Below are 19,390 nucleotides of genomic sequence, written 5' to 3' on the forward strand. Positions count from 1 at the left end.
ATCCCTCCAAATCATATAAAAAAGCCTCTTTCTCCTGAGAGAAAGAGGCTTGATGGCGTGTATGCTCAAAGCCTCTCTTATCTCTCAGCACATACGTCTGATGGAATTAGCACCGTGCCCTATAAGACAATTGTCTTGGCGCTTACTTGCTGCGCCCCACTTCACAGTGGTATTTACGGTCGGTTGCTGTTGGGGTCAAAAGGCCAAATCCCTCGCCCAACTCTCGATAAGAGAAATCAATATGTAATTGTTTCGTGCCTGTTTGCATTTCTTAATTCAAGATATTATCAGAGCTGCGCTTCACATGTCAATCTTTTTTCAAAATTGCTTTACAATTCATAAAACAATCCATTACAGTGTTTGTATTGTTACGTAACTTGAATAGAAGGTGAAGAAATGGAATTCCAGCAATCAGATGTATTGAAACAATTACCGAAACAATTTTTTGCGTCTCTTGTCCTAAAGGTGCAGAAAAAGGTGCAGGAAGGGGCAGATATCATTAATTTAGGGCAGGGAAATCCTGATCAGCCAACCCCTTCGCATATTGTAAAAGCCATGCAGGAAGCGGTATTAAAACCTGAAAATCATCAATACTCGTCATTCCGTGGAACAGCGAAATTAAAAAAGGCTGCCGCCGCCTTTTATGAAAGAGAATATGGTGTCACGCTTGATCCGATGAAGGAGATTGCGATTTTATTTGGCGGGAAAGCGGGACTTGTTGAGCTGCCGCAATGCCTGCTGAATCCTGGAGATACACTCCTTGTCCCAGACCCTGGTTACCCTGATTATTGGTCAGGTGCCGTACTTGCTGGAGCTCAGATGGTGACGATGCCGCTTCTTGAACAAAATGATTTTTTACCTGACTATGATCGATTGCCTGAGAATGATAAGAAAAAAGCAAAGTTGATGTATTTAAATTATCCTAACAATCCGACAGGTGCCACGGCAAGTCGTGCATTTTTTGAAGAAACCGTTACATTTGCGAGAGATCACAAACTCTGTGTTGTCCATGATTTTGCCTATGGCGGCATTGGGTTTGATGGGAAAAAGCCGATCAGCTTTTTGCAAACAGATGGAGCGAAAGAGACGGGTATTGAAATTTATACATTGTCTAAAACGTATAATATGGCCGGCTGGAGAGTAGGTTTTGCAGCAGGAAATTCGTCTGTTATTGAAGCGATTGAGCTTTATCAGGATCACCTGTTTGTTTCACTGTTTAAAGCAACTCAAGATGCAGCAGCGGAAGCCCTATTAAGCGACCAAACGTGCGTACAGGTGCAAAATGATCGATATGAAAATAGGCGAAATGTGTGGATCGCTGCCTGCAAGGAGATTGGCTGGGAGGTCACAGCACCAAAGGGGTCATTTTTTGCTTGGCTAAAGGTGCCAGAAGGATATACATCTGAATCTTTTTCTGACGTATTATTAGAGAAAGCACATGTTGTTGTGGCTCCGGGGAATGGGTTTGGTACTCACGGTGAAGGGTACGTGAGAGTTGGGCTTTTAACAAGTGAGGAGCGGTTACAAGAAGCCGCTCGGCGTATCGCTGCCTTGAATCTGTTTGAAAATAAACCCATTGACAACATAAAAAAATGGTGCGATAATTCAGACAATATTTAAGAAAATTGAATATTCTTATCAAGAGTAGGCAGAGGGACTAGCCCAATGAAGCCCGGCAACCGACTTCCATGAAGCACGGTGCTAATTCTTGCAGCAAGCGCTGAGAGATAAGATTCGGATGAATGACACGAAACAACCTCTTTAAGGCGCTGACAAAGCACTTGAAGAGGTTTTTTATTGACCATATGCATGACGCAATCGAAAGGGGATTCCTAGTGAGTGAATTACTGGCTACATACGTATTAACACATCGAGAGGATGAACAAGTGAACCGAAAAGCGGAGCAGATCGCACTTGGTTTAACAGTGGGATCATGGACAGATTTGCCGCAGCTCAAAAAGGAGCAGCTTCAAAAACATAAAGGGCGGGTAGAAAAAGTATCAGAAAAGGTTGCTTCAGCCGAAAATGGCCTATATCAATCTGAGGTGACCATTGCTTATCCTGAGGCTAACTTTTCAGCTGATATACCGGCCGTTTTGACGACGATCTTTGGAAAGCTTTCACTTGATGGAAAAGTGAAGCTAGTCGACATACAATTCTCGGATAGTTTTAAAAGAAGCCTGCCAGGACCGGTATTTGGAATTGATGGCATACGCAAAAAAGCAGGCGTGTTTGATCGTCCGTTGTTGATGAGTATTTTTAAAGGTGTCATTGGCCGTGATATGGCGGATTTAAAAGAGCAGCTCCGTTTACAAGCATTAGGCGGCGTTGACTTTATCAAAGACGATGAAATTTTATTTGAGAGCCCGCTAGCCCCTTTTGAAGAACGAATCAAAGAAGGAAAAAAGATATTAAAAGAAACATATGAAGAGACAGGGCACCGAACGTTATATGCCGTTAATTTAACAGGCAGAACCTTTGAACTGAAGGATCGAGCAAGAAAGGCAGCTGAACTCGGAGCGGATGCACTCTTATTCAATGTCTTTGCCTACGGACTAGATGTCATGCAAAGCTTAGCTGAGGATCCAGATATTCCATTGCCTATTATGGCCCATCCCGCAGTAAGCGGCGCTTTGACATCATCGCCTGAATATGGATTCTCGCATTCTCTTCTTTTAGGTAAATTAAATCGATATGCTGGCGCTGATTTGAGTCTTTTTCCCTCACCTTATGGGTCGGTTGCACTTCCGAAAAAAGATGCCTTTGGAATCTATGAAGCTTGTGTAAAAGAGGATTTGGTTCAAAAAACGTTCCCAGTCCCGTCAGCAGGCATTCATCCTGGAATGGTTCCAGTATTGATTAAAGATTTTGGACTCGATCATGTGATTAATGCTGGTGGAGGAATTCACGGACATCCGCGTGGAGCCATCGGTGGAGGGAAAGCATTTCGATCGATCATTGATGCGGTGATACATGGAGAGTCGATCCAAGAGAAGGCAGCTTCTTGCCAAGACTTAAAAGCAGCACTTGAACTATGGGGAAGGGTAGCAGAATAAATGAAAAAACCAATTGTATGTTGTGATTTTGATGGAACAATTACAAAAAATGATAATATCATTCGCATCATGAAACACTTTGCACCAAGTGAATGGACGAAGCTGAAGGATGATGTTCTCTCAAAGGAGATCACCATTCAAGAAGGCGTCGGGCAGATGTTTCAATTACTGACGAGTGATCAAAAAGAAGCCATTCAGTCGTTTATTTTAGAAGATACAGAGATTCGAGAAGGATTCAAGCAATTTGTTGATTATGTGAAAAAGGCTGATATTCCTTTCTATGTGCTAAGCGGCGGGATGGACTTTTTTGTCTATCCCATACTCGAGGGCATTGTGGGCAGAGACAATATTTATTGCAATCATGCCTCATTTAGGGAAGATCATATTCAGATTGAATGGCCGCATGCCTGCGATTCGCAATGTCAAAATGGCTGCGGATGCTGCAAGCCGTCAATCATTCGAGAGCTGACCCATGAGAATGACTTCATCATCATGATCGGAGATTCAGTCACCGATGTGGAGGCGGCAAAGCATGCGGATCTCACATTTGCGCGCGACTACTTGCTGAATGAATGTAAAGAGCTTGGGCTTGTATATCAAGAGTATGAAACATTTATTGATCTTAAAGCGCAATTTGATCAAATAAAGGAAGTGAAGGAATGGCAGACGCAAAGAGCAAGCGCTGGCAGGAGCTAGCAGACGTCAAACGTGAACTGGCACAAAGAGACTGGTTTTACGGAACAAGCGGCAATTTATCAATCAAGGTGTCGGATGATCCAATCACGTTTTTGGTGACGGCAAGCGGCAAAGATAAACGAAAAGAAACGGATGAAGATTTTGTTTTAGTGAACGCAGCAGGCAAGCCTGATGATCCGAACGAACAGCTTAGACCATCAGCCGAAACACTGCTTCACACATACGTGTATGAGCGGACGGAAGCAGGCTGCTGCCTCCATGTCCATACAATCGATAATAATGTGATGTCTGAGCTGTATGGGGATAAGGGCGAGGTTCGTTTGAAAGGAAACGAAATCATCAAGGCGCTTGGTTACTGGGAAGAGGATGCAGAAGTGTCGATACCGATTATTGAAAATCCAGCCCATATTCCGCATCTTGCAGCACAATTTGCAAAGCATCTCACTGAAGAGTCAGAATCAGGTGCAGTGCTCATTCGAAATCACGGCATCACTGTCTGGGGAAAAACAGCCTTTGAAGCAAAACGAGTATTAGAGGCGTATGAATTTTTATTTAGCTACCACTTAAAATTAACGCTTTATCAAAAGCAGCTTGTCAGATAAAAGGAGGAAAAGCACATGGCGACGATTTTGATTCATAACGAAGAGAACACATTACTTGAAAGCGAGCAAGAGGTAGCAGCATATTTAGAAAAGCAAGGGGTCATTTATGAACATTGGGATATTGCAAAGCTGCCAAACCGGTTATCAGAAAAGTATGATTTAACAGATGAGGAAAAGGAAGAGATTTTGACTGTTTTTCAAAAGGAAATCCAGCGTATATCTGAAAAACGAGGGTACAAAGCGCAGGATGTGATTTCATTATCTGACGCCACACCAAATCTAGATGAGTTGCTCCAAAATTTTAAGCGTGAGCATCATCATACAGATGACGAAGTACGTTTTATTGTAAGCGGGCATGGAATCTTTGCCATTCAGAGTAAGGATGGCGTCTTTTTTGATGTGAGACTGAATCCAGGCGATTTAATTTCTGTCCCGCCACATATTCGTCACTACTTTACACTTCAAGAGGATCGCAAAGTGGTCGCAGTTCGCATATTTGTCACAACTGAGGGCTGGGTGCCAATTTACGAGGAAGAAACGGTTTAATGACAGGAGCTGATCATTCCGCATGAGGCGGATGATCAGCTTTTTTTTAGGAAAATAGGTATAAAATGAGAAAGAAAATAGTTGATTTTGATCTTCTGCATAGGATAAAATTCTGTTTAATCCATGTGTCAGTCCTGTCCAAATTTGAAGTTTGCTCCAAATTAGATTGGGTAAGAGGTCTTTAGGCTGTAAAAAATTAAATAAAATAAGCATATTTAATTTAATTTACAAATAAAGTATAATTTTGGTGTCGGATCATTTTGAGCATAGACAGTCGAATTCATTGCGGGAGCTGAGATCATGAATATTTATGTAAGGAAAGAACAATTGCTGATGTCCATTGATGAGAAGAGAAAACAGATGGTAGAAGCTGCTCAAGCGGAAGGCTACACTGGTGAGACGACAATTAAATATAGTCAAGAACTAGACAACCTGATGAATGAGTATCAGTATCTCCTTTTTCATGAGAAACAATCTGCCCCCTCCTTTCATGATCTTGTATCTCAAATGAGTCTTCTATCTGTGAACCGTCCTTCTTATTGACATGAAAAACCGGTCTTGCCTAAGCAAAACCGGCTGAATGTTTCAGCTATGCTGAGTGAGCAGAAGGAAGCATGATCATGACGGTTGTTCCTTTATTCACTTCGCTCTCGATATCAATTGTCCCGCCATACATCGAAATGATTCGTTTACACACGACAAGCCCAAGACCTGTCCCTTTTTCCTTCGACGTAATAAAAGGAAGGAAGATATGCTTTAACATTTCTTCTGGTATGCCTTCACCCGTATCTTTCACTTTAATGATGACATGTTCTTTTTCAGCCTCAATCAAAATCTTCAAATGACCGCCATTTGGCATCGCTTCTAACGAGTTCTTCGCTACATTTAATACGACTTGTTTAATGTGATCCTTTGTGCAATATACCCCAACATCCTGAATCGTATTAATTTGCAAATCAACCTCAACATTATAAAGGTTCGCCTCAGAGAAAACGATCGGCATGATCTCACTTACAATTTCTTTTACAGAGTTATTCTGCCATTTTTCTGCCGTTGGTTTCCCTAATACAAGAAACTCACTGACGATTTGGTTGATTCGTTTAATTTCTTCTTCAATGACAGAAAAATAGAGCTGATCTTCTTCTGAATGATACTTCTTTTGCAAAAGCTGTATAAATCCGCTGATCCCTGTTAATGGGTTGCGAATTTCGTGTGCCGTACTTGCTGCGAGGGTTCCGATTAATTCAAGCTTTTGCGCTTCATTTTGGTGACGCTCCTGCTGGGTTTGACGCCTTAAAATGATATATTGAACAAGTGTGAATAAAATATTTAATAAAATAAAAGCACTGGATAAAGGGATCAACATAACAGACAGCACTTCACCTGTAGACGCGCGCTGCGGAAAGACCTCCAGCTTCCAGCTGTTTTCATCTAAATATGTAGACACGGTGCTGCCATTTTCTGATGCTGGCTGCGGACCACTTGTAAACACCACATGTCCATTTTGATTCAGCATCTTAAAATGAAGATCAGGGTTCAATACATTCATAATATTTCTTAAATAATCAATTTGAATGGCGGCAATTAGCACATTGGTGACTTCTTCGTTTTCATCCAGTACAGGTACACAAATGGAAAGAATCCGCTGTTTTGTAATTCGGCTCACATAGTTATCTGTGATCACCGTCTGTTTGGTCACTTGAATGCGCTTAAAGTAATCTCTGAATGACAGATTGATTTTTTCCTTTAACGCTGTGGTGCTTACTGTTACATTTCCTTTTTTGTCTAGGAGATACAGACCTGAAAAACGAGGTTCTTGTTTATAGATTTTCTCTAGGATGTTTTCTACTTTTTTCGTCTCGAGAGGCTGGTCAAATCCCATGGCAAGTGAAGTTAATCTCGCTTCTGTTTCACTAATTAAATAATTCATTTGGTTTTTGTGAATATTTAACATAAGTGTAGCAGTTTGTTTGTTTTTTAAGTCGATTTTTTCCGTTTCTTTTTCGTAGATAAAATAACTAATGATTAGGGTTGGAATCATGACCAAAATAAGGTACAGCCTGATCTTCTTCCAAAACCCTTTCAGTATACTCATCATTCATCGCTCCAACGTATTACCTAATAGACTTATTATAGCATTGAACCTATCTTTATTACGATGACTTGTGTGATTTTTAAAAAATTAGGTGATTCGTTCTGGTCTCATTTTCATGCTAAAGATGGATCAAGATGTTGACATTTTACTTATTGTTTATTAATGTCACATTAGTGGGTTGCATTTCATAAAGGATGATAAAAAAATGGAAAATCATAATGTTGAGAAATCTTTGAAATTATTTATTGTATTATCACGTGCCTATCGCTCGATTAATCATCACATGAACAAACATATTGTGAAGCACGGGCTGAATCCGACTGAATTTGCAGTATTAGAATTGCTGTATCATAAAGGGGATCAGCCGCTTCAGCAAATTGGTGATAAGATTTTACTTGCAAGCGGTAGCATCACGTATGTGGTCGATAAATTGGAGAAGAAAGAACTCCTCAGTCGTAGGGCCTGTGCAGAAGACCGCAGGGTGACATTTGCGCATATTACCAAGCAGGGACGAGCTTTGCTTGATGATATTTTCCCGGATCATGCGAAAGAAATTCATGAGATGATCAGTGTCCTGAGCGAAGAAGAGAAGGATGCCTGCATTGATATGCTCAAACATGTGGGACTGCGTGCAAAGCATTTATATGATCATACAGAATAAATAGAAAAGGAAGCCGAGGGCTCCCTTTTTTATTTCGCTTTTTTCTCAATCGGTAAAATGAGTACTTCTACGCGTCGGTTTTTACTTCTGCCTTCTGCTGTATCGTTTGAAGCAACCGGCTTGAATTCACCGAAACCTTTTGTACTAAAGTTCTCTTGGTCTAAATTGCTGTTCTCAAGTAGAATACTCAAAAAGTTTACAGCACGAATGGCACTTAAATACCAGTTTGATTCAAATTCTGAATTTCTGATCGGTACATTATCAGTATGTCCGCTAATGACGATGTCACGAGCGGGGTTTATGACAAGTAGTTTTGAGATTTCCTTTGCTAACGGGACATCTTGAGGGCGAATAACCGCCCGGCCAGAATCAAAGAAGATACTGTCTTCTATCGTAATGAGCAAACCTTCGTCCGTGAGCTTTGTTTCGAGCTTAGCTCCAAGTTTCTTATTGGCAATGAAGGAATCCACTTGCTTTTTGACCTTTGTGAGAACGGCATGGTCTCGAGCTTTCGCTTTGGCTTCTTCATCTTCTTCGGCTGCTTTCTTGGTCTGGTTGCTATTTTCAGTTTCTTCAGTGCTCTGCATGCTGGTTTGATCCATGACACCAGTACCGCCCGTAAAGACGACATTAAAAGACTTTGCCATCTGTTCGTATTTTGCCGCATCAATCGAACTAGATGCAAATAGCACAATGAAGAGAGCGAGTAGAAGCGTCAGAAGATCGGCATAAGGGATCAGCCAAGATTCATCTACATGGTCATCGTGATCATGTTTTTTACGTTTCCTAGCCATTTTGTTTTTCTCCTTCTTCAATGACAAGATTTGCACGTTCTTTCGCTGGTAAGTACATGAGAAGTTTTTGTTCAATCACTTTTGGAGATTGACCTTCAAGAACAGAAAGGATCCCTTCGATCATAATCAGACGAAGTTTTACTTCTTCCTTTGATTTACGCTTCAGCTTGTTGGCAAATGGATGCCATAACACATACCCGGTAAAAATCCCAAGCAGTGTGGCAACGAAGGCTGCACTGATTGCATGTCCAAGTGCTTCAATATCTCCCATGTTTGCAAGTGCGGCAATAAGTCCGACAACGGCGCCAAGTACACCAAGCGTCGGAGCGTATGTACCGGCTTGTGTAAAGATTAATGCGCCTGACTGATGTCTTTCAGACATGGCGTCAACTTCTTCTGTTAAGACGTCGCGAATAAATTCTGCACTTTGACCGTCAACCGCCATGCTTAAGCCGTTCTTAAGGAAATCGTCATCTACTTCCTCAATGCTAGCTTCTAATGCCAAAAGACCTTCACGACGCGCAATTTGTGCCCAGTTTGAAAAAAGAGGGATCATTTCTTGAATCGTTGGAAGTTTGTTGTCTTTGAAAATTTTGCCGAACAATTTTGGTGTTTTCTTAATTTCACTAGATGGGAATGCGATGACAACAGCTGCAATCGTCCCAACCACAATGATCAATATAGCCGCTGGGTTGATAAGAGCGGTTAGACTTACACCTTTCAAAACCATACCGACACTCAGTGCAATAAATGCTAAAATAATACCTATTAACGATGTTTTGTCCATTATCTCACCAAATCCTTTAACTATCTTTTTCTATAGTTAATATCGGTGTCTTCTAGAAGGGTTTTAGTCTGAATATAAAATTAAGGCAGTTTCTGTGAAGAAATTTTGACGAAAGCGCTTTCTATTACCTTAAAAAAGAAACTCCCTCTGATATAAAGGGAGTTTCTTTTTAATTTCTTTGAGCAGTTTCATTTAAAAGCAGCTCTTTTAATTTTTCTTCATACATAATTTTGACAAGATCATAGCTCCAATTCATCATGTGATCCACCTCTTTTTCTTTTATCGTAAAGGAAAAGAGGCGGATGGGGCGTCGGCGTGCGGATGGAACTTAGACACCGCAACATGATGGAGCTGTAGATCCTTCTTAGGATGTACTTATCCTTTTTTTACTACAATTTCGTCATCTTCAACATCTACAGTAAATCCTGAAAGCTTTTCTTCTTCAAGCAATATTTCCGTCATTTGATCTTCAACATGCTCTTGAATGGTTCTTCGCAGTGGACGAGCACCAAATGCAGGATGATATCCAAGTTCTGCAATTTTTTCTTTCGCTTCTTTTGTCACATGGACTGTTAAATGTTGCTCTTTTAATTGCTCTGACAGCTCATTGAGCAGAAGATCCACAATCTTCACTAAATCATCTCTATTTAATGAGTCAAACTGAATGATGCTGTCAAAACGGTTCAAGAATTCTGGCTTGAAATAGGCGCTGAGTGAATCAATGAGTGATTGTTCCTCAATCGCTTCTTCCTGATCAGACTGGAAGCCGACTTTGACCGTTTTATCTGTGCTGCCTGCGTTACTTGTCATGATGATGACCGTATCTTTAAAGCTGACGGTTCTGCCTTGGCTGTCTGTTAACCGGCCATCTTCCATGATTTGAAGGAACATATGCTGCACATCAGGATGTGCTTTTTCGATTTCATCCAGCAAAATGATGCTGTATGGTTTTCTGCGCACTTTTTCCGTCAGCTGACCCGCTTCATCATGTCCAACATAACCAGGAGGAGAACCAATGAGCTTGGATACTGAGTGTTTCTCCATGTACTCACTCATATCTAAACGGATGATCGCATCTCTTGAACCGAATAATTCTTCAGCTAGCGTTTTTGACAATTCGGTTTTCCCGACACCTGTTGGTCCAACGAATAGGAAGGAGCCTGTTGGTCTATGTTTCGATTTTAAGCCGGCTCTGCTTCTTTTCACAGCTTTCGCCACTTTTTCAACCGCATGTTCCTGACCAATCACCCGTGCTTTTAAGCGGACGTCAATTTCTTTCATTTTGGTTTGTTCGTCTGCTTGCAGTTTGCCGACAGGGATGCCTGTTTTTTGTTCCACAATGGCTTGAATGGCTTCTGCTGTGACGACATGTTCTTTGTCATTTGTTTTGTTTTGAAGTCTTGCTTCAATGGCTTCTTCTTCATCTCGAAGCTTCGCTGCTTTTTCGTATTGTTCTTCTTTTAAAGCAGCTTGTTTTTCAGCAGCAATTTCTCTCAGACGATTCGTTAGTTCATCTTCACTTGCTGCATCAATGGAGAGGTTCGCTTTTGAACCTGCTTCATCCATTAAATCAATGGCTTTATCCGGCAAATGACGGTCTTGAATATACCGGGAAGATAATTGAACACACGCTTGAATAGCTTCGTCTGAATAAGTGACGCCATGATAACTTTCGTACTTATCTTGAATGCCTTTTAAAATCTCGACCGCTTCATCTTGTGTTGGTTCATCTACAATGACGGGCTGGAAGCGTCGTTCAAGGGCGGCATCTTTTTCAATTTGACGATATTCTTTTAATGTCGTCGCACCTACTAGCTGAAGCTCGCCTCGTGCAAGGGCTGGTTTTAAGATGTTTCCAGCATCCATTGACCCTTCGGCAGATCCTGCGCCTACAAGAAGATGGATTTCATCTACAAATAAGATAATATTTTTACGGCTTTGCAGCTCTTTAATTAACTGCTTCATTCTTTCCTCAAATTGACCACGTATCCCTGTATTCGCTACAAGTGAGGAGACATCTAATAAATAGATTTGTTTGTTCTTTAATTTATTTGGTACATCGCCACTTGCAATTTTCAGTGCGAGTCCTTCAGCGATCGCTGTTTTCCCAACACCTGGTTCGCCAATGAGGACGGGATTATTTTTATTTCTTCTATTTAAAATCTCAATGACTCTTGCGACTTCTTCATCACGGCCGATGACTGGATCAATTAAACCAGCATTTGCGCCATCTGTTAAATTCCGGCCAAGTTCATCGAGTAAGCCTTTTTGCTTTGGCTGCTCTCCGCTTTGTGCATGTTCTGCTTGCTCAGAGAAGAATGAGCTTCCCCCGAACAATTGAGGCCCCATTTTCATTTTTGATTGCTCCATCAAAGAGGTGTAGCAGTCTTCACATAAAACCATTTGGCTCCGAGACGAATTCACTTGCATATTCAGGCGAATAGTTGCTTCATTTACTTGACAATGTTGACAACGCATTTGCCATAACCTCCTTAAAATAAAGTTTGACTTTATTTGACCAATGAATGTTAAAGAAAATGGTCTGTTGTTTGACCATCTTTGACTATAGTATACTCTGACCTATTTTGACTTTCAACTGTTTTGCTCAAAGGCGGGTAAAAATCCTTTTTTGCATTTAATCATGGTTTGTCCTTCTTTTCAAGGAACTCGTCTCATAGGATAAAAAAAGACAATCGAAAGTGATGGGTGCGGAGGGGTCACATGAAACGTTCAAATGAATCCGCTTTTCAGCTTGCCTTTTTATATGTAGGAACAGTGGTTGGAGCTGGGTTTGCGACAGGAAAAGAAATCGTAGAATTTTTTGTTCGTTTTGGCTGGATTGGACTATTCGGAATCTTGATTAGCGGCGCTATTTTTACTGGACTTGGTGCAAAAATGATGCTCATTTCTAAACGAATTGAAGCAGAGTCTTATCAAGATATGAACCGGTTTCTATTTGGCACAGCTGCAAGCAGGTATATTAATGTCGTCATGTTTTTTATTTTACTAGGCGTCACTTCAGTGATGATTTCTGGCGCAGGGGCTATTTTTGAAGAGCAGCTTGGCATATCAAAGGAATATGGAATCTTTTTGACGATCATTCTGAGCGTCATTGTGCTTTTGAAAGGTTCAAAAGGATTATTTGGTGTCAATGTTCTTGTCGTCCCAATGCTTATTTTCTTTTCATTGATCGTATTTCTTGATTCATTCGTTTTTAGCAGTAGTGAAAGTTATGTTCTTGCGCTTCAAATGGGTGAGGGAGAGTGGATTTTGTCAGCTATCTCATATGGAGCTTTTAATTTAGCACTTTCTCAAGCAGTGTTAGTGCCCGTCGCAAATGAAATGACCTCTGAAGCGGTGATTAAAAAGGGAGCTGTTCTTGGGGGCGTCATGCTGACCCTTATTTTACTGGCATGCTTTTTATCTCTTTCTTCATTAAATATGCTGGAGGCGTTTGATATTCCAATGGCTCAGGTAGTGTATCAAGTAGCAAACTCCATTCACCTCATTTATTTATTTGTGATCTTCGGAGAAGTCTTTACATCCGTCATAGGCAATTTATATGGACTCGAGAGACAAGTGAGGGCGTATATACGAATGAACAGTGTCATGACAATATCCCTTATTCTCTTATGCTGCTATGTGATTAGTAAAATCGGTTACGGTACATTGATATCAACGGTTTATCCTATTTTTGGCTATGTGAGCATCTTTTTTATCCTCTTTCTTTGTCTAAAAAAAGTGCCTGCATCTCTTGATAAGTAAAGAAGGGATAGCCTGCATGAAAAATATGTGGTACACTATCCTCTGTGAAAATTGAACAAAAATCCGTGTAAACGGGAGAGGTTCTAGCAAAACCCTCTATAAAAAACTAAGGACTTGCCGTATCCTTGGATGTGGCATTTTTTATTTTTTATGGCTGGGACACCTCATACACATGTAAAGGTGTCTTTTCTTTTGAGAAAAATAGGGGTTTTCAAGAGCCTTTCAGATGCAGCTTTGTACGATTGTATAGATCTGCAAAAGGAGGAGAACAGAAAATGAAAAATGAAAAAGCAGTCGTTGTCTTTAGCGGGGGACAAGACAGTACGACATGTTTATTATGGGCACTTCAACAATTCGAAGAGGTAGAAACCGTGACCTTTCATTATAATCAGCGTCATCAAGAAGAAATTGATGTCGCGAAAAGAATTGCTGACAAGTTAGGTGTGAAGAATCATCTATTAGATATGTCTCTTTTGAATCAGCTTGCACCAAATGCTTTAACAAGAGATGACATTGACATTGAGGAAAAAGAAGGAGAGCTGCCTTCCACATTTGTACCAGGACGAAACTTAGTGTTCTTATCCTTCGCTTCTATTCTTGCGTATCAAATCGGAGCAAGACATATTATCACAGGTGTATGTGAAACAGACTTTAGCGGCTATCCAGATTGCCGTGACGAGTTTGTAAAGTCTTGTAATGTCACAGTGAATTTGGCGATGGAAAAACCATTTGTGATCCATACACCACTCATGTGGCTCAATAAAGCAGAAACATGGAAGCTTGCGGATGAGCTGAATGCGCTGGATTTTGTAAAAAATGAAACGCTCACTTGCTATAATGGCATCATTTCTGATGGCTGCGGGGAATGTCCTGCGTGTAAGCTTCGGAAAAATGGCTATGACACTTATATGGAAATGAAGGAGGCAAAATAAATGCTTTCTCAAATCTATCCACAAACGAATCATCCATACTCATTTGAATTGAACAAAGATATGCATGTATCGGCTGCCCATTTCATCCCAAGAGAAGATGCAGGTGCTTGCAGCCGCGTACATGGTCATACGTACACCATCAATATAACCATTGCGGGAGACGAGCTAGATGAATCGGGTTTCCTTGTCAATTTCAGTACATTGAAGAAGCTCATTCATGGTCAGTACGATCACACGCTGCTCAATGATCATGAGGAATTCTCATCAACCGATCCATACGCGATGCCTACTACAGAGGTTGTGGCAAAGACAGTCCATGACAAAGTGGCAGCGTATTTATCGACTTTAGCGAACAAACCGGTATGTGTTCAGGTCTTTGTGAGGGAGACTCCAACAAGCTACTGCATTTACCGGCCGAAACGAGTTGAAAACAATGGCTAAAGCGATTCCTGTATTAGAAATCTTTGGTCCGACCATTCAAGGAGAAGGGATGGTCATTGGACAAAAAACCATGTTTGTCAGAACAGCTGGCTGTGACTACTCTTGCAGCTGGTGTGATTCCGCCTTTACATGGGATGGCTCAGCGAAGCATGACATTCAGTGGCTTCACGCAGAAGACATTGTCAAAGAATTAAAAAGAATAGGCGGACAGGCTTTTTCTCATGTCACCATTTCAGGGGGGAACCCTGCGCTTTTAAAACAAATGGAATCACTCATTGATTTGCTGCACGAAGAAGGAATTGATACAGCGCTTGAAACACAAGGGACGATGTATCAGGACTGGTTTTTGAAAATCGATGATTTAACCATTTCTCCGAAGCCGCCAAGCTCAAATATGAAAACAGATTTTACGAAACTAACACGAATCATAGATGAGCTGAAAAGCGGAAATAGATTGCAGCATGCAAGCCTGAAGGTCGTGATCTTTGACGATCATGATCTAGCCTATGCAAAGGATGTTCATGCGAAATATCCAGAGCTTCCTTTTTATTTGCAGGTAGGAAATGATGACACGACGACAGGTGATGATGCGTACTTATTGACGCATTTATTAAAGAGATATGAAGCGCTTGTCGATCAAGTAGCGCAAGATCCAGACTTAAATCGCGTAAGAGTGCTGCCGCAGCTGCACACATTATTGTGGGGAAATAAACGAGGCGTATAGAAAGGAAGAGACGACATGACGACAAGAAAACCAGAAGAATTAGAAGGTGTCACTTTACTAGGAAATCAAGGGACCAATTATTTGTTTGATTATGCACCACAAGTGCTTGAAACGTTTCCGAATAAACATACAAATAGAGATTATTTTGTGAAATTCAACTGCCCAGAATTTACGTCACTTTGTCCGCAAACAGGTCAGCCGGATTTTGCGACAGTTTATATCAGCTATATCCCAAATGAAATCATGGTCGAAAGTAAATCACTAAAATTATATTTGTTCAGCTTCCGTAACCATGGTGACTTTCATGAGGATTGTATGAACATTATTATGAACGATCTCATTGAATTGATGGACCCAAGATACATTGAAGTGTGGGGCAAATTTACACCAAGAGGCGGTATTTCAATTGACCCGTATACGAACTACGGAAAACCTGGTACCAAATATGAAGAAATGGCATCATATCGTATGATGAACCATGATATGTATCCAGAAACGATTGATAATCGCTAATCAATAGGAAAAGACATGCCTGATGACATGTCTTTTTTTACGGGGTTAAAATGAATCAATCAGGCTGAACTTATAAAAAAAGAGAAGAGTCATGTCGCTCTTCTCATACAAATGGGAATAGAACTTGCTAGGACGGCTGGGGGCTACCAGCTCGTAAACATATTATATATGACAGAACATATGTTTGTAAAGGTAAATCGTGTTTTTTTGCTTATCCTATTTGCTTTGAGATAAAATAGGGGGCAATGAACGGAAAACGGAGGCGTTTGAGTTGGCAAACAAAGAAGAAAAGACAGAGAAGCTGCTGATGGAGCTAAGAGAAGAGCTTCAAATGCTCGAACATCAAAACAAAGAACGATATAAATGGAGTGCCTCCACATTGCTTGGAGTGATTGCACTTTTGATTGATAAAGGCGTTATCACCCCCGAGGAAGTTGACATGTACAAGACGAAAGCGGAAATGCAAACCTTTCATACGCAAAAAGACTGACACCGCTTCATATAGTGTCAGTCTTTTTCATATGTGATTGTCAAAGAGAGCTAACTGTCAAACGAGAGCAGCTTTGCTTCGTATTTACGTATGTAACGATAGTCTGAATTGAGGATTGCAAATTAATGTACGGAGTCTTTGATGATTTTATAGTTTTTATGATTAACGACTGTTAGTGAATCCAGTTCTAAATCTCTATAGTTGTCCATAATGGTGACATCCACAATGACAGAGTTTTCATTCACTTTTTCAACTACACCTGTTAAACCATTTCTAAATTCGATCACATTTCCAATTTTTGCAATCTTCAACCGATCCCTCTCCTTTAAAAACAGATTTCATTCCCTATTAAAAAGTATTTTGCAATATTTTCATACCAATGTAAAGGATAAAGACGTTTTTGTTTCGTTTTCGTTGTATGCTTTCCTAACGGATGATATATTTAATATTTGATGATGGCTGTAAAGGAGCGGTTTTTTTTGACTGAAGAACAAATCCTCACAATCCTTGAATCGTTACGAAATGGGACAGAAAAGCAAGTGACCATCCAAAAAGATGATTTTTTAACGTTTCGTTCGGTCTTGGTGAATCAAGATGATTTTAAGCATTTTCGCGGGATTGCGAAACATGGTGGAGATGTTATTTTTGAATATCTTACAGAAGCAAGAAGCTAAAGCTTTTTCTCATGAATGAGAGAAAGCTTTTTTATTTTAGTTCTTTTGTCACACTTCATACCAGCTTGATACATCTGAAAAGAAAATGTAATAACCCATAATCAGGAGCATAAGGATGATTATAGGCGGGAGAAGGACCTTTTTAAGCGCTAACAATGCCAGTTGATCCACAATTCAACTAAGAAATGCCATTTAATGACGGAATTTGGACAGGCATGCAAATCTTTGTGCGTGAAAATAGAAGGAGCTCTTGTTAGAGTGGACAAGTATCTTACCGCCTATTTTGATTAAAGGAGGAATGAGGCGAATGATGAAAATTCATACAGCTCTTTTTGTCATCCTTATGCTGGTCGCAGCCATGAAGATGGACAACCTACAAGAGCAGCAAGGCACATTAAGTCACGAACTTTCACAAGCACCTGTTAAGCATGAGCTTTCATATATAGATCAAGATGATCACGATCAAGTCATCCCAGCATTTTCAGAGGAGAAGCGACAGCCGAAAGTCAAAATGCTAAGTACGTCTACAGAAGAAAAGTCTTCAAAAACGAAGCAAAAGAAAAGAGTAAAATCAGAAACGACGAATGAGGAAAGCGCCAAACGCTATTCTAATGAAGAAATGGAGCTACTCTCACGATTGGTACACGCTGAAGCGAAAGGTGAATCTTACGCAGGTAAAAAAGCTGTGGCAAGCGTCGTCTTAAACAGGGTGGAGCATCGCTCGTTTCCTGACAGTGTCAAAGGTGTTATTTATCAGCGAAATGCTTTCCAGCCAGTATCGAATGGAAGTATTCATGATAAAGCAGATCAAGATTCTGTTAAAGCTGTGAAACAGGTAGTGAAAGAACATGACAGAACAACAAAGGCCATCTATTTTTATAATCCCAAAACGGCAACAGATAACTGGATTCGTTCCCGCAAAATTGTAGAACGTATCGGTCGTCACGTATTTGCCGTATAAAGAAAAGAAGCGATCAATCAGATCGCTCCAGCGTGTAGACAAACCCTCGCATTCGTTGTCAGGTCTGCGCTCCGGTGCTCACGAATGTCAAATTCGCTCCGCGCCAGTGCCCGTCCTTTCTAGACTTCAAAGGTTTTCTATCACGCTGAAAGGAAGACAAAGGGCTAAAATAAAGATCATTTTTAGCCCTTTGTCAATATTCTAAAGCGATCAATCAGATCGCTCTTTTTTTTGTCTTCAATTATCAAAATATTTTCAGGACTTGTCTCATAGAATGTGAAAAGAATTTGCTTTTAGACAAAGGGGAGGCTACATGAATCGATTTGTAAAAGGGGTTATTCTGCTATCTGTCGCAGCTTTCATTGCGGAGTGTATAGAGTTTTTAGTCAATATGATTTTAGCGAGAGAGCTTGGAGAACATGGAATGGGTCTATATATGAGTATCCTTCCAATCATCATGCTTGTCCTTGTGATCGCCAGCTTAGAGCTGCCAGTCTCCATTTCTAAATTCATTGCAGAATCGCATGAGCGGCTCCACAAAAGTATGCTCCGCCATGCGTTTAAAATGACGCTTGTGGTGACATGTACAACAACGGGGATCGCAGCGATTGTACTGCCGTTCATTCCTGTATTTCAGTCATATCATCCGCTCATGAAAGGGCTGGTGCTGTCTCTTATTCCGATTATTGCGTTTACCTCTATCGCACGCGGCTATTTTATGGGAAAGCAGCAAATGGGCAGGATCGCTCTCGCCAATATGCTGAAGAAAACGATCCAGCTTATCTGCTTGTTTTTGTTTTTTCATTGGTATTCGTTTGATATTGAAACAGCGGTACTCATTGCCATCGGTGTCATTGTCGCGAGTGATCTCGTCGTCTTTATTTATTTATACTCCCAATACGTCATGGCGAAAAATGCTGTCAATGTCAGGTCTGTTGAATTAAGAGGGATTGACGTGAGAAAGCGCCTCTTAGCCGTTTCCATTCCGACAACGGGCATGCGGATTTTTCATGCGATCGCCAATGCGGTTGAACCGTTTTTAATCAAAGGAGCGCTTATTGCAGCAGGCATCTCTGGCACACTTGCTGTTGATCATTACGGCATGCTGGCTGGTGTCGCGATGTCGATTGGTTTTTTCCCAGCGTTTATCGCCCATTCCATCATGATTGTGATGATTCCCAATGTATCTGAAGCCTATGCATTAGGTCAGTATGATCTTGTGAAAAAACGTGTCAGGCAGGCAATACTCATTACGTTTGGGTACGGGGTGCCGGCAGTGATGGTGATGTATTATTTTGCTTATCCGCTCACACATCTCTTTTTTGATTCACCGCAAGCTGCTGTCTATTTACAGCTGCTTTGGCCGTACTTTTTATGCCACCTGTTTGTGATGCCATTTCAAGCGTGTTTAATCGGTATGGGGCTCATTAAAGATGTGTTCCTACATAATATATGGGTGCATGTCGTCTCGTTTTCTATGGTCTATTTTCTTGGTTCAATTGAAAGCTTAAATATGATGGGGGTTATATTAGGGATGAATACGGGGATGCTGCTGCTGACTGCACTGCATTATGCGACAATATGTAAGGAGCTCGGCGTTTCCATGTTTCTTAGAATGAAAAAAGCTTGAATGTCATTGTGATCGAGAGGGCA

The 19,390-nt window shown here is 40.8% G+C and carries 21 protein-coding genes and 3 riboswitches; of the genes, 16 read left to right on the top strand and 5 right to left on the bottom strand.

The window, feature by feature from the left end; translation table 11 throughout:
* Window positions 1–74: 74 nt before the first annotated feature.
* Window positions 75–233, bottom strand: a riboswitch (SAM riboswitch).
* 163 nt (window positions 234–396) lie between these two features.
* The 6 genes from C6348_RS02150 (at window position 397) to C6348_RS02175 (ending at window position 5,443) form a co-directional block, all read left to right on the top strand.
* Complete coding sequence (locus tag C6348_RS02150; protein WP_106041710.1) at window positions 397–1,620, top strand: pyridoxal phosphate-dependent aminotransferase; 1,224 nt, start codon at window positions 397–399, stop codon at window positions 1,618–1,620.
* A 12-nt stretch (window positions 1,621–1,632) separates the two neighbouring features.
* A riboswitch (SAM riboswitch) is annotated at window positions 1,633–1,734 on the top strand.
* 101 nt (window positions 1,735–1,835) lie between these two features.
* Window positions 1,836–3,056 carry a 2,3-diketo-5-methylthiopentyl-1-phosphate enolase gene (gene mtnW, locus C6348_RS02155; protein ID WP_106041712.1) on the top strand — a complete coding sequence of 407 codons (1,221 nt, stop codon included), beginning with the start codon at window positions 1,836–1,838 and terminating at the stop codon, window positions 3,054–3,056.
* A complete protein-coding gene (locus C6348_RS02160; protein WP_106041714.1) occupies window positions 3,057–3,752 on the top strand; it encodes a 2-hydroxy-3-keto-5-methylthiopentenyl-1-phosphate phosphatase in 696 nt (231 codons plus the stop codon). It abuts the gene before it with no gap.
* Window positions 3,716–4,354 carry a methylthioribulose 1-phosphate dehydratase gene (locus C6348_RS02165; RefSeq protein WP_106041716.1) on the top strand — a complete coding sequence of 213 codons (639 nt, stop codon included), beginning with the start codon at window positions 3,716–3,718 and terminating at the stop codon, window positions 4,352–4,354. The genes C6348_RS02160 and C6348_RS02165 overlap by 37 nt, the downstream gene beginning before the upstream one ends.
* A gap of 15 nt (window positions 4,355–4,369) precedes the next feature.
* Complete coding sequence (locus C6348_RS02170) at window positions 4,370–4,900, top strand: 1,2-dihydroxy-3-keto-5-methylthiopentene dioxygenase (protein ID WP_034662895.1); 531 nt, start codon at window positions 4,370–4,372, stop codon at window positions 4,898–4,900.
* A gap of 300 nt (window positions 4,901–5,200) precedes the next feature.
* Window positions 5,201–5,443, top strand: coding sequence for an aspartyl-phosphate phosphatase Spo0E family protein (locus C6348_RS02175; protein ID WP_034662891.1), 243 nt, complete (start codon window positions 5,201–5,203; stop codon window positions 5,441–5,443).
* A 46-nt stretch (window positions 5,444–5,489) separates the two neighbouring features.
* On the opposite strand, the gene kinD is transcribed toward C6348_RS02175, so the two are convergent.
* Window positions 5,490–6,995 carry a sporulation kinase KinD gene (gene kinD, locus C6348_RS02180; RefSeq protein ID WP_106041718.1) on the bottom strand — a complete coding sequence of 502 codons (1,506 nt, stop codon included), beginning with the start codon at window positions 6,993–6,995 and terminating at the stop codon, window positions 5,490–5,492.
* A gap of 205 nt (window positions 6,996–7,200) precedes the next feature.
* On the opposite strand from kinD, the gene mhqR reads away from it, so the two are divergent.
* The gene (mhqR, locus tag C6348_RS02185) at window positions 7,201–7,656 is read left to right on the top strand and encodes a MarR family transcriptional regulator MhqR (RefSeq protein ID WP_034662884.1); all 456 of its coding nucleotides are present in this window, start codon (window positions 7,201–7,203) and stop codon (window positions 7,654–7,656) included.
* 29 nt (window positions 7,657–7,685) lie between these two features.
* On the opposite strand, the gene motB is transcribed toward mhqR, so the two are convergent.
* From motB to C6348_RS02200, 3 genes are all read right to left on the bottom strand, one after another.
* On the bottom strand, window positions 7,686–8,450 hold the full coding sequence (gene motB / locus C6348_RS02190) for a flagellar motor protein MotB (protein WP_060596120.1): 765 nt from the start codon (window positions 8,448–8,450) through the stop codon (window positions 7,686–7,688).
* On the bottom strand, window positions 8,443–9,237 hold the full coding sequence (gene motA, locus C6348_RS02195; protein WP_003212085.1) for a flagellar motor stator protein MotA: 795 nt from the start codon (window positions 9,235–9,237) through the stop codon (window positions 8,443–8,445). The genes motB and motA overlap by 8 nt, the downstream gene beginning before the upstream one ends.
* A gap of 375 nt (window positions 9,238–9,612) precedes the next feature.
* Window positions 9,613–11,715 (bottom strand): ATP-dependent Clp protease ATP-binding subunit, encoded by a 2,103-nt coding sequence (locus C6348_RS02200; RefSeq protein ID WP_106041720.1) that lies wholly within the window; start codon window positions 11,713–11,715, stop codon window positions 9,613–9,615.
* Between the two features lie 243 nt (window positions 11,716–11,958).
* On the opposite strand from C6348_RS02200, the gene C6348_RS02205 reads away from it, so the two are divergent.
* The 6 genes from C6348_RS02205 (at window position 11,959) to C6348_RS02235 (ending at window position 16,102) form a co-directional block, all read left to right on the top strand.
* The gene (locus tag C6348_RS02205; protein WP_066030976.1) at window positions 11,959–13,002 is read left to right on the top strand and encodes a YkvI family membrane protein; all 1,044 of its coding nucleotides are present in this window, start codon (window positions 11,959–11,961) and stop codon (window positions 13,000–13,002) included.
* 71 nt (window positions 13,003–13,073) lie between these two features.
* A riboswitch (PreQ1 riboswitch) is annotated at window positions 13,074–13,118 on the top strand.
* Window positions 13,119–13,277: 159 nt separating this feature from the next.
* Window positions 13,278–13,934 (top strand): 7-cyano-7-deazaguanine synthase QueC, encoded by a 657-nt coding sequence (gene queC, locus C6348_RS02210; protein ID WP_024424683.1) that lies wholly within the window; start codon window positions 13,278–13,280, stop codon window positions 13,932–13,934.
* Window positions 13,935–14,375 carry a 6-carboxytetrahydropterin synthase QueD gene (gene queD / locus C6348_RS02215; RefSeq protein WP_060596123.1) on the top strand — a complete coding sequence of 147 codons (441 nt, stop codon included), beginning with the start codon at window positions 13,935–13,937 and terminating at the stop codon, window positions 14,373–14,375.
* Window positions 14,368–15,099 carry a 7-carboxy-7-deazaguanine synthase QueE gene (gene queE, locus C6348_RS02220; protein ID WP_034662862.1) on the top strand — a complete coding sequence of 244 codons (732 nt, stop codon included), beginning with the start codon at window positions 14,368–14,370 and terminating at the stop codon, window positions 15,097–15,099. The genes queD and queE overlap by 8 nt, the downstream gene beginning before the upstream one ends.
* Before the next feature lie 15 nt (window positions 15,100–15,114).
* Window positions 15,115–15,612 carry a preQ(1) synthase gene (queF, locus tag C6348_RS02225; protein ID WP_003211403.1) on the top strand — a complete coding sequence of 166 codons (498 nt, stop codon included), beginning with the start codon at window positions 15,115–15,117 and terminating at the stop codon, window positions 15,610–15,612.
* 271 nt (window positions 15,613–15,883) lie between these two features.
* A complete protein-coding gene (locus C6348_RS02235) occupies window positions 15,884–16,102 on the top strand; it encodes a hypothetical protein (RefSeq protein WP_034662856.1) in 219 nt (72 codons plus the stop codon).
* Between the two features lie 122 nt (window positions 16,103–16,224).
* Here C6348_RS02235 and C6348_RS02240 read toward each other — a convergent pair whose 3' ends face one another.
* Window positions 16,225–16,413 carry a YkvS family protein gene (locus tag C6348_RS02240; RefSeq protein WP_003211747.1) on the bottom strand — a complete coding sequence of 63 codons (189 nt, stop codon included), beginning with the start codon at window positions 16,411–16,413 and terminating at the stop codon, window positions 16,225–16,227.
* A 168-nt stretch (window positions 16,414–16,581) separates the two neighbouring features.
* Between C6348_RS02240 and C6348_RS02245 the strand changes: the two genes are divergently transcribed.
* The 3 genes from C6348_RS02245 to C6348_RS02255 all read left to right on the top strand — a co-directional run bounded on the left by C6348_RS02245 (window position 16,582) and on the right by C6348_RS02255 (window position 19,367).
* The gene (locus C6348_RS02245) at window positions 16,582–16,776 is read left to right on the top strand and encodes a hypothetical protein (protein WP_024424688.1); all 195 of its coding nucleotides are present in this window, start codon (window positions 16,582–16,584) and stop codon (window positions 16,774–16,776) included.
* A gap of 307 nt (window positions 16,777–17,083) precedes the next feature.
* Window positions 17,084–17,737 carry a cell wall hydrolase gene (locus C6348_RS02250; protein ID WP_095285075.1) on the top strand — a complete coding sequence of 218 codons (654 nt, stop codon included), beginning with the start codon at window positions 17,084–17,086 and terminating at the stop codon, window positions 17,735–17,737.
* A 313-nt stretch (window positions 17,738–18,050) separates the two neighbouring features.
* Window positions 18,051–19,367: a polysaccharide biosynthesis protein gene (locus C6348_RS02255; protein WP_034662848.1), complete on the top strand. Its 1,317-nt coding sequence runs from the start codon at window positions 18,051–18,053 to the stop codon at window positions 19,365–19,367.
* Window positions 19,368–19,390 lie beyond the last annotated feature (23 nt).

Source organism: Bacillus sp. YBWC18, assembly GCF_002998775.1.
Classification (GTDB): Bacteria; Bacillota; Bacilli; order Bacillales; family Bacillaceae; genus Bacillus.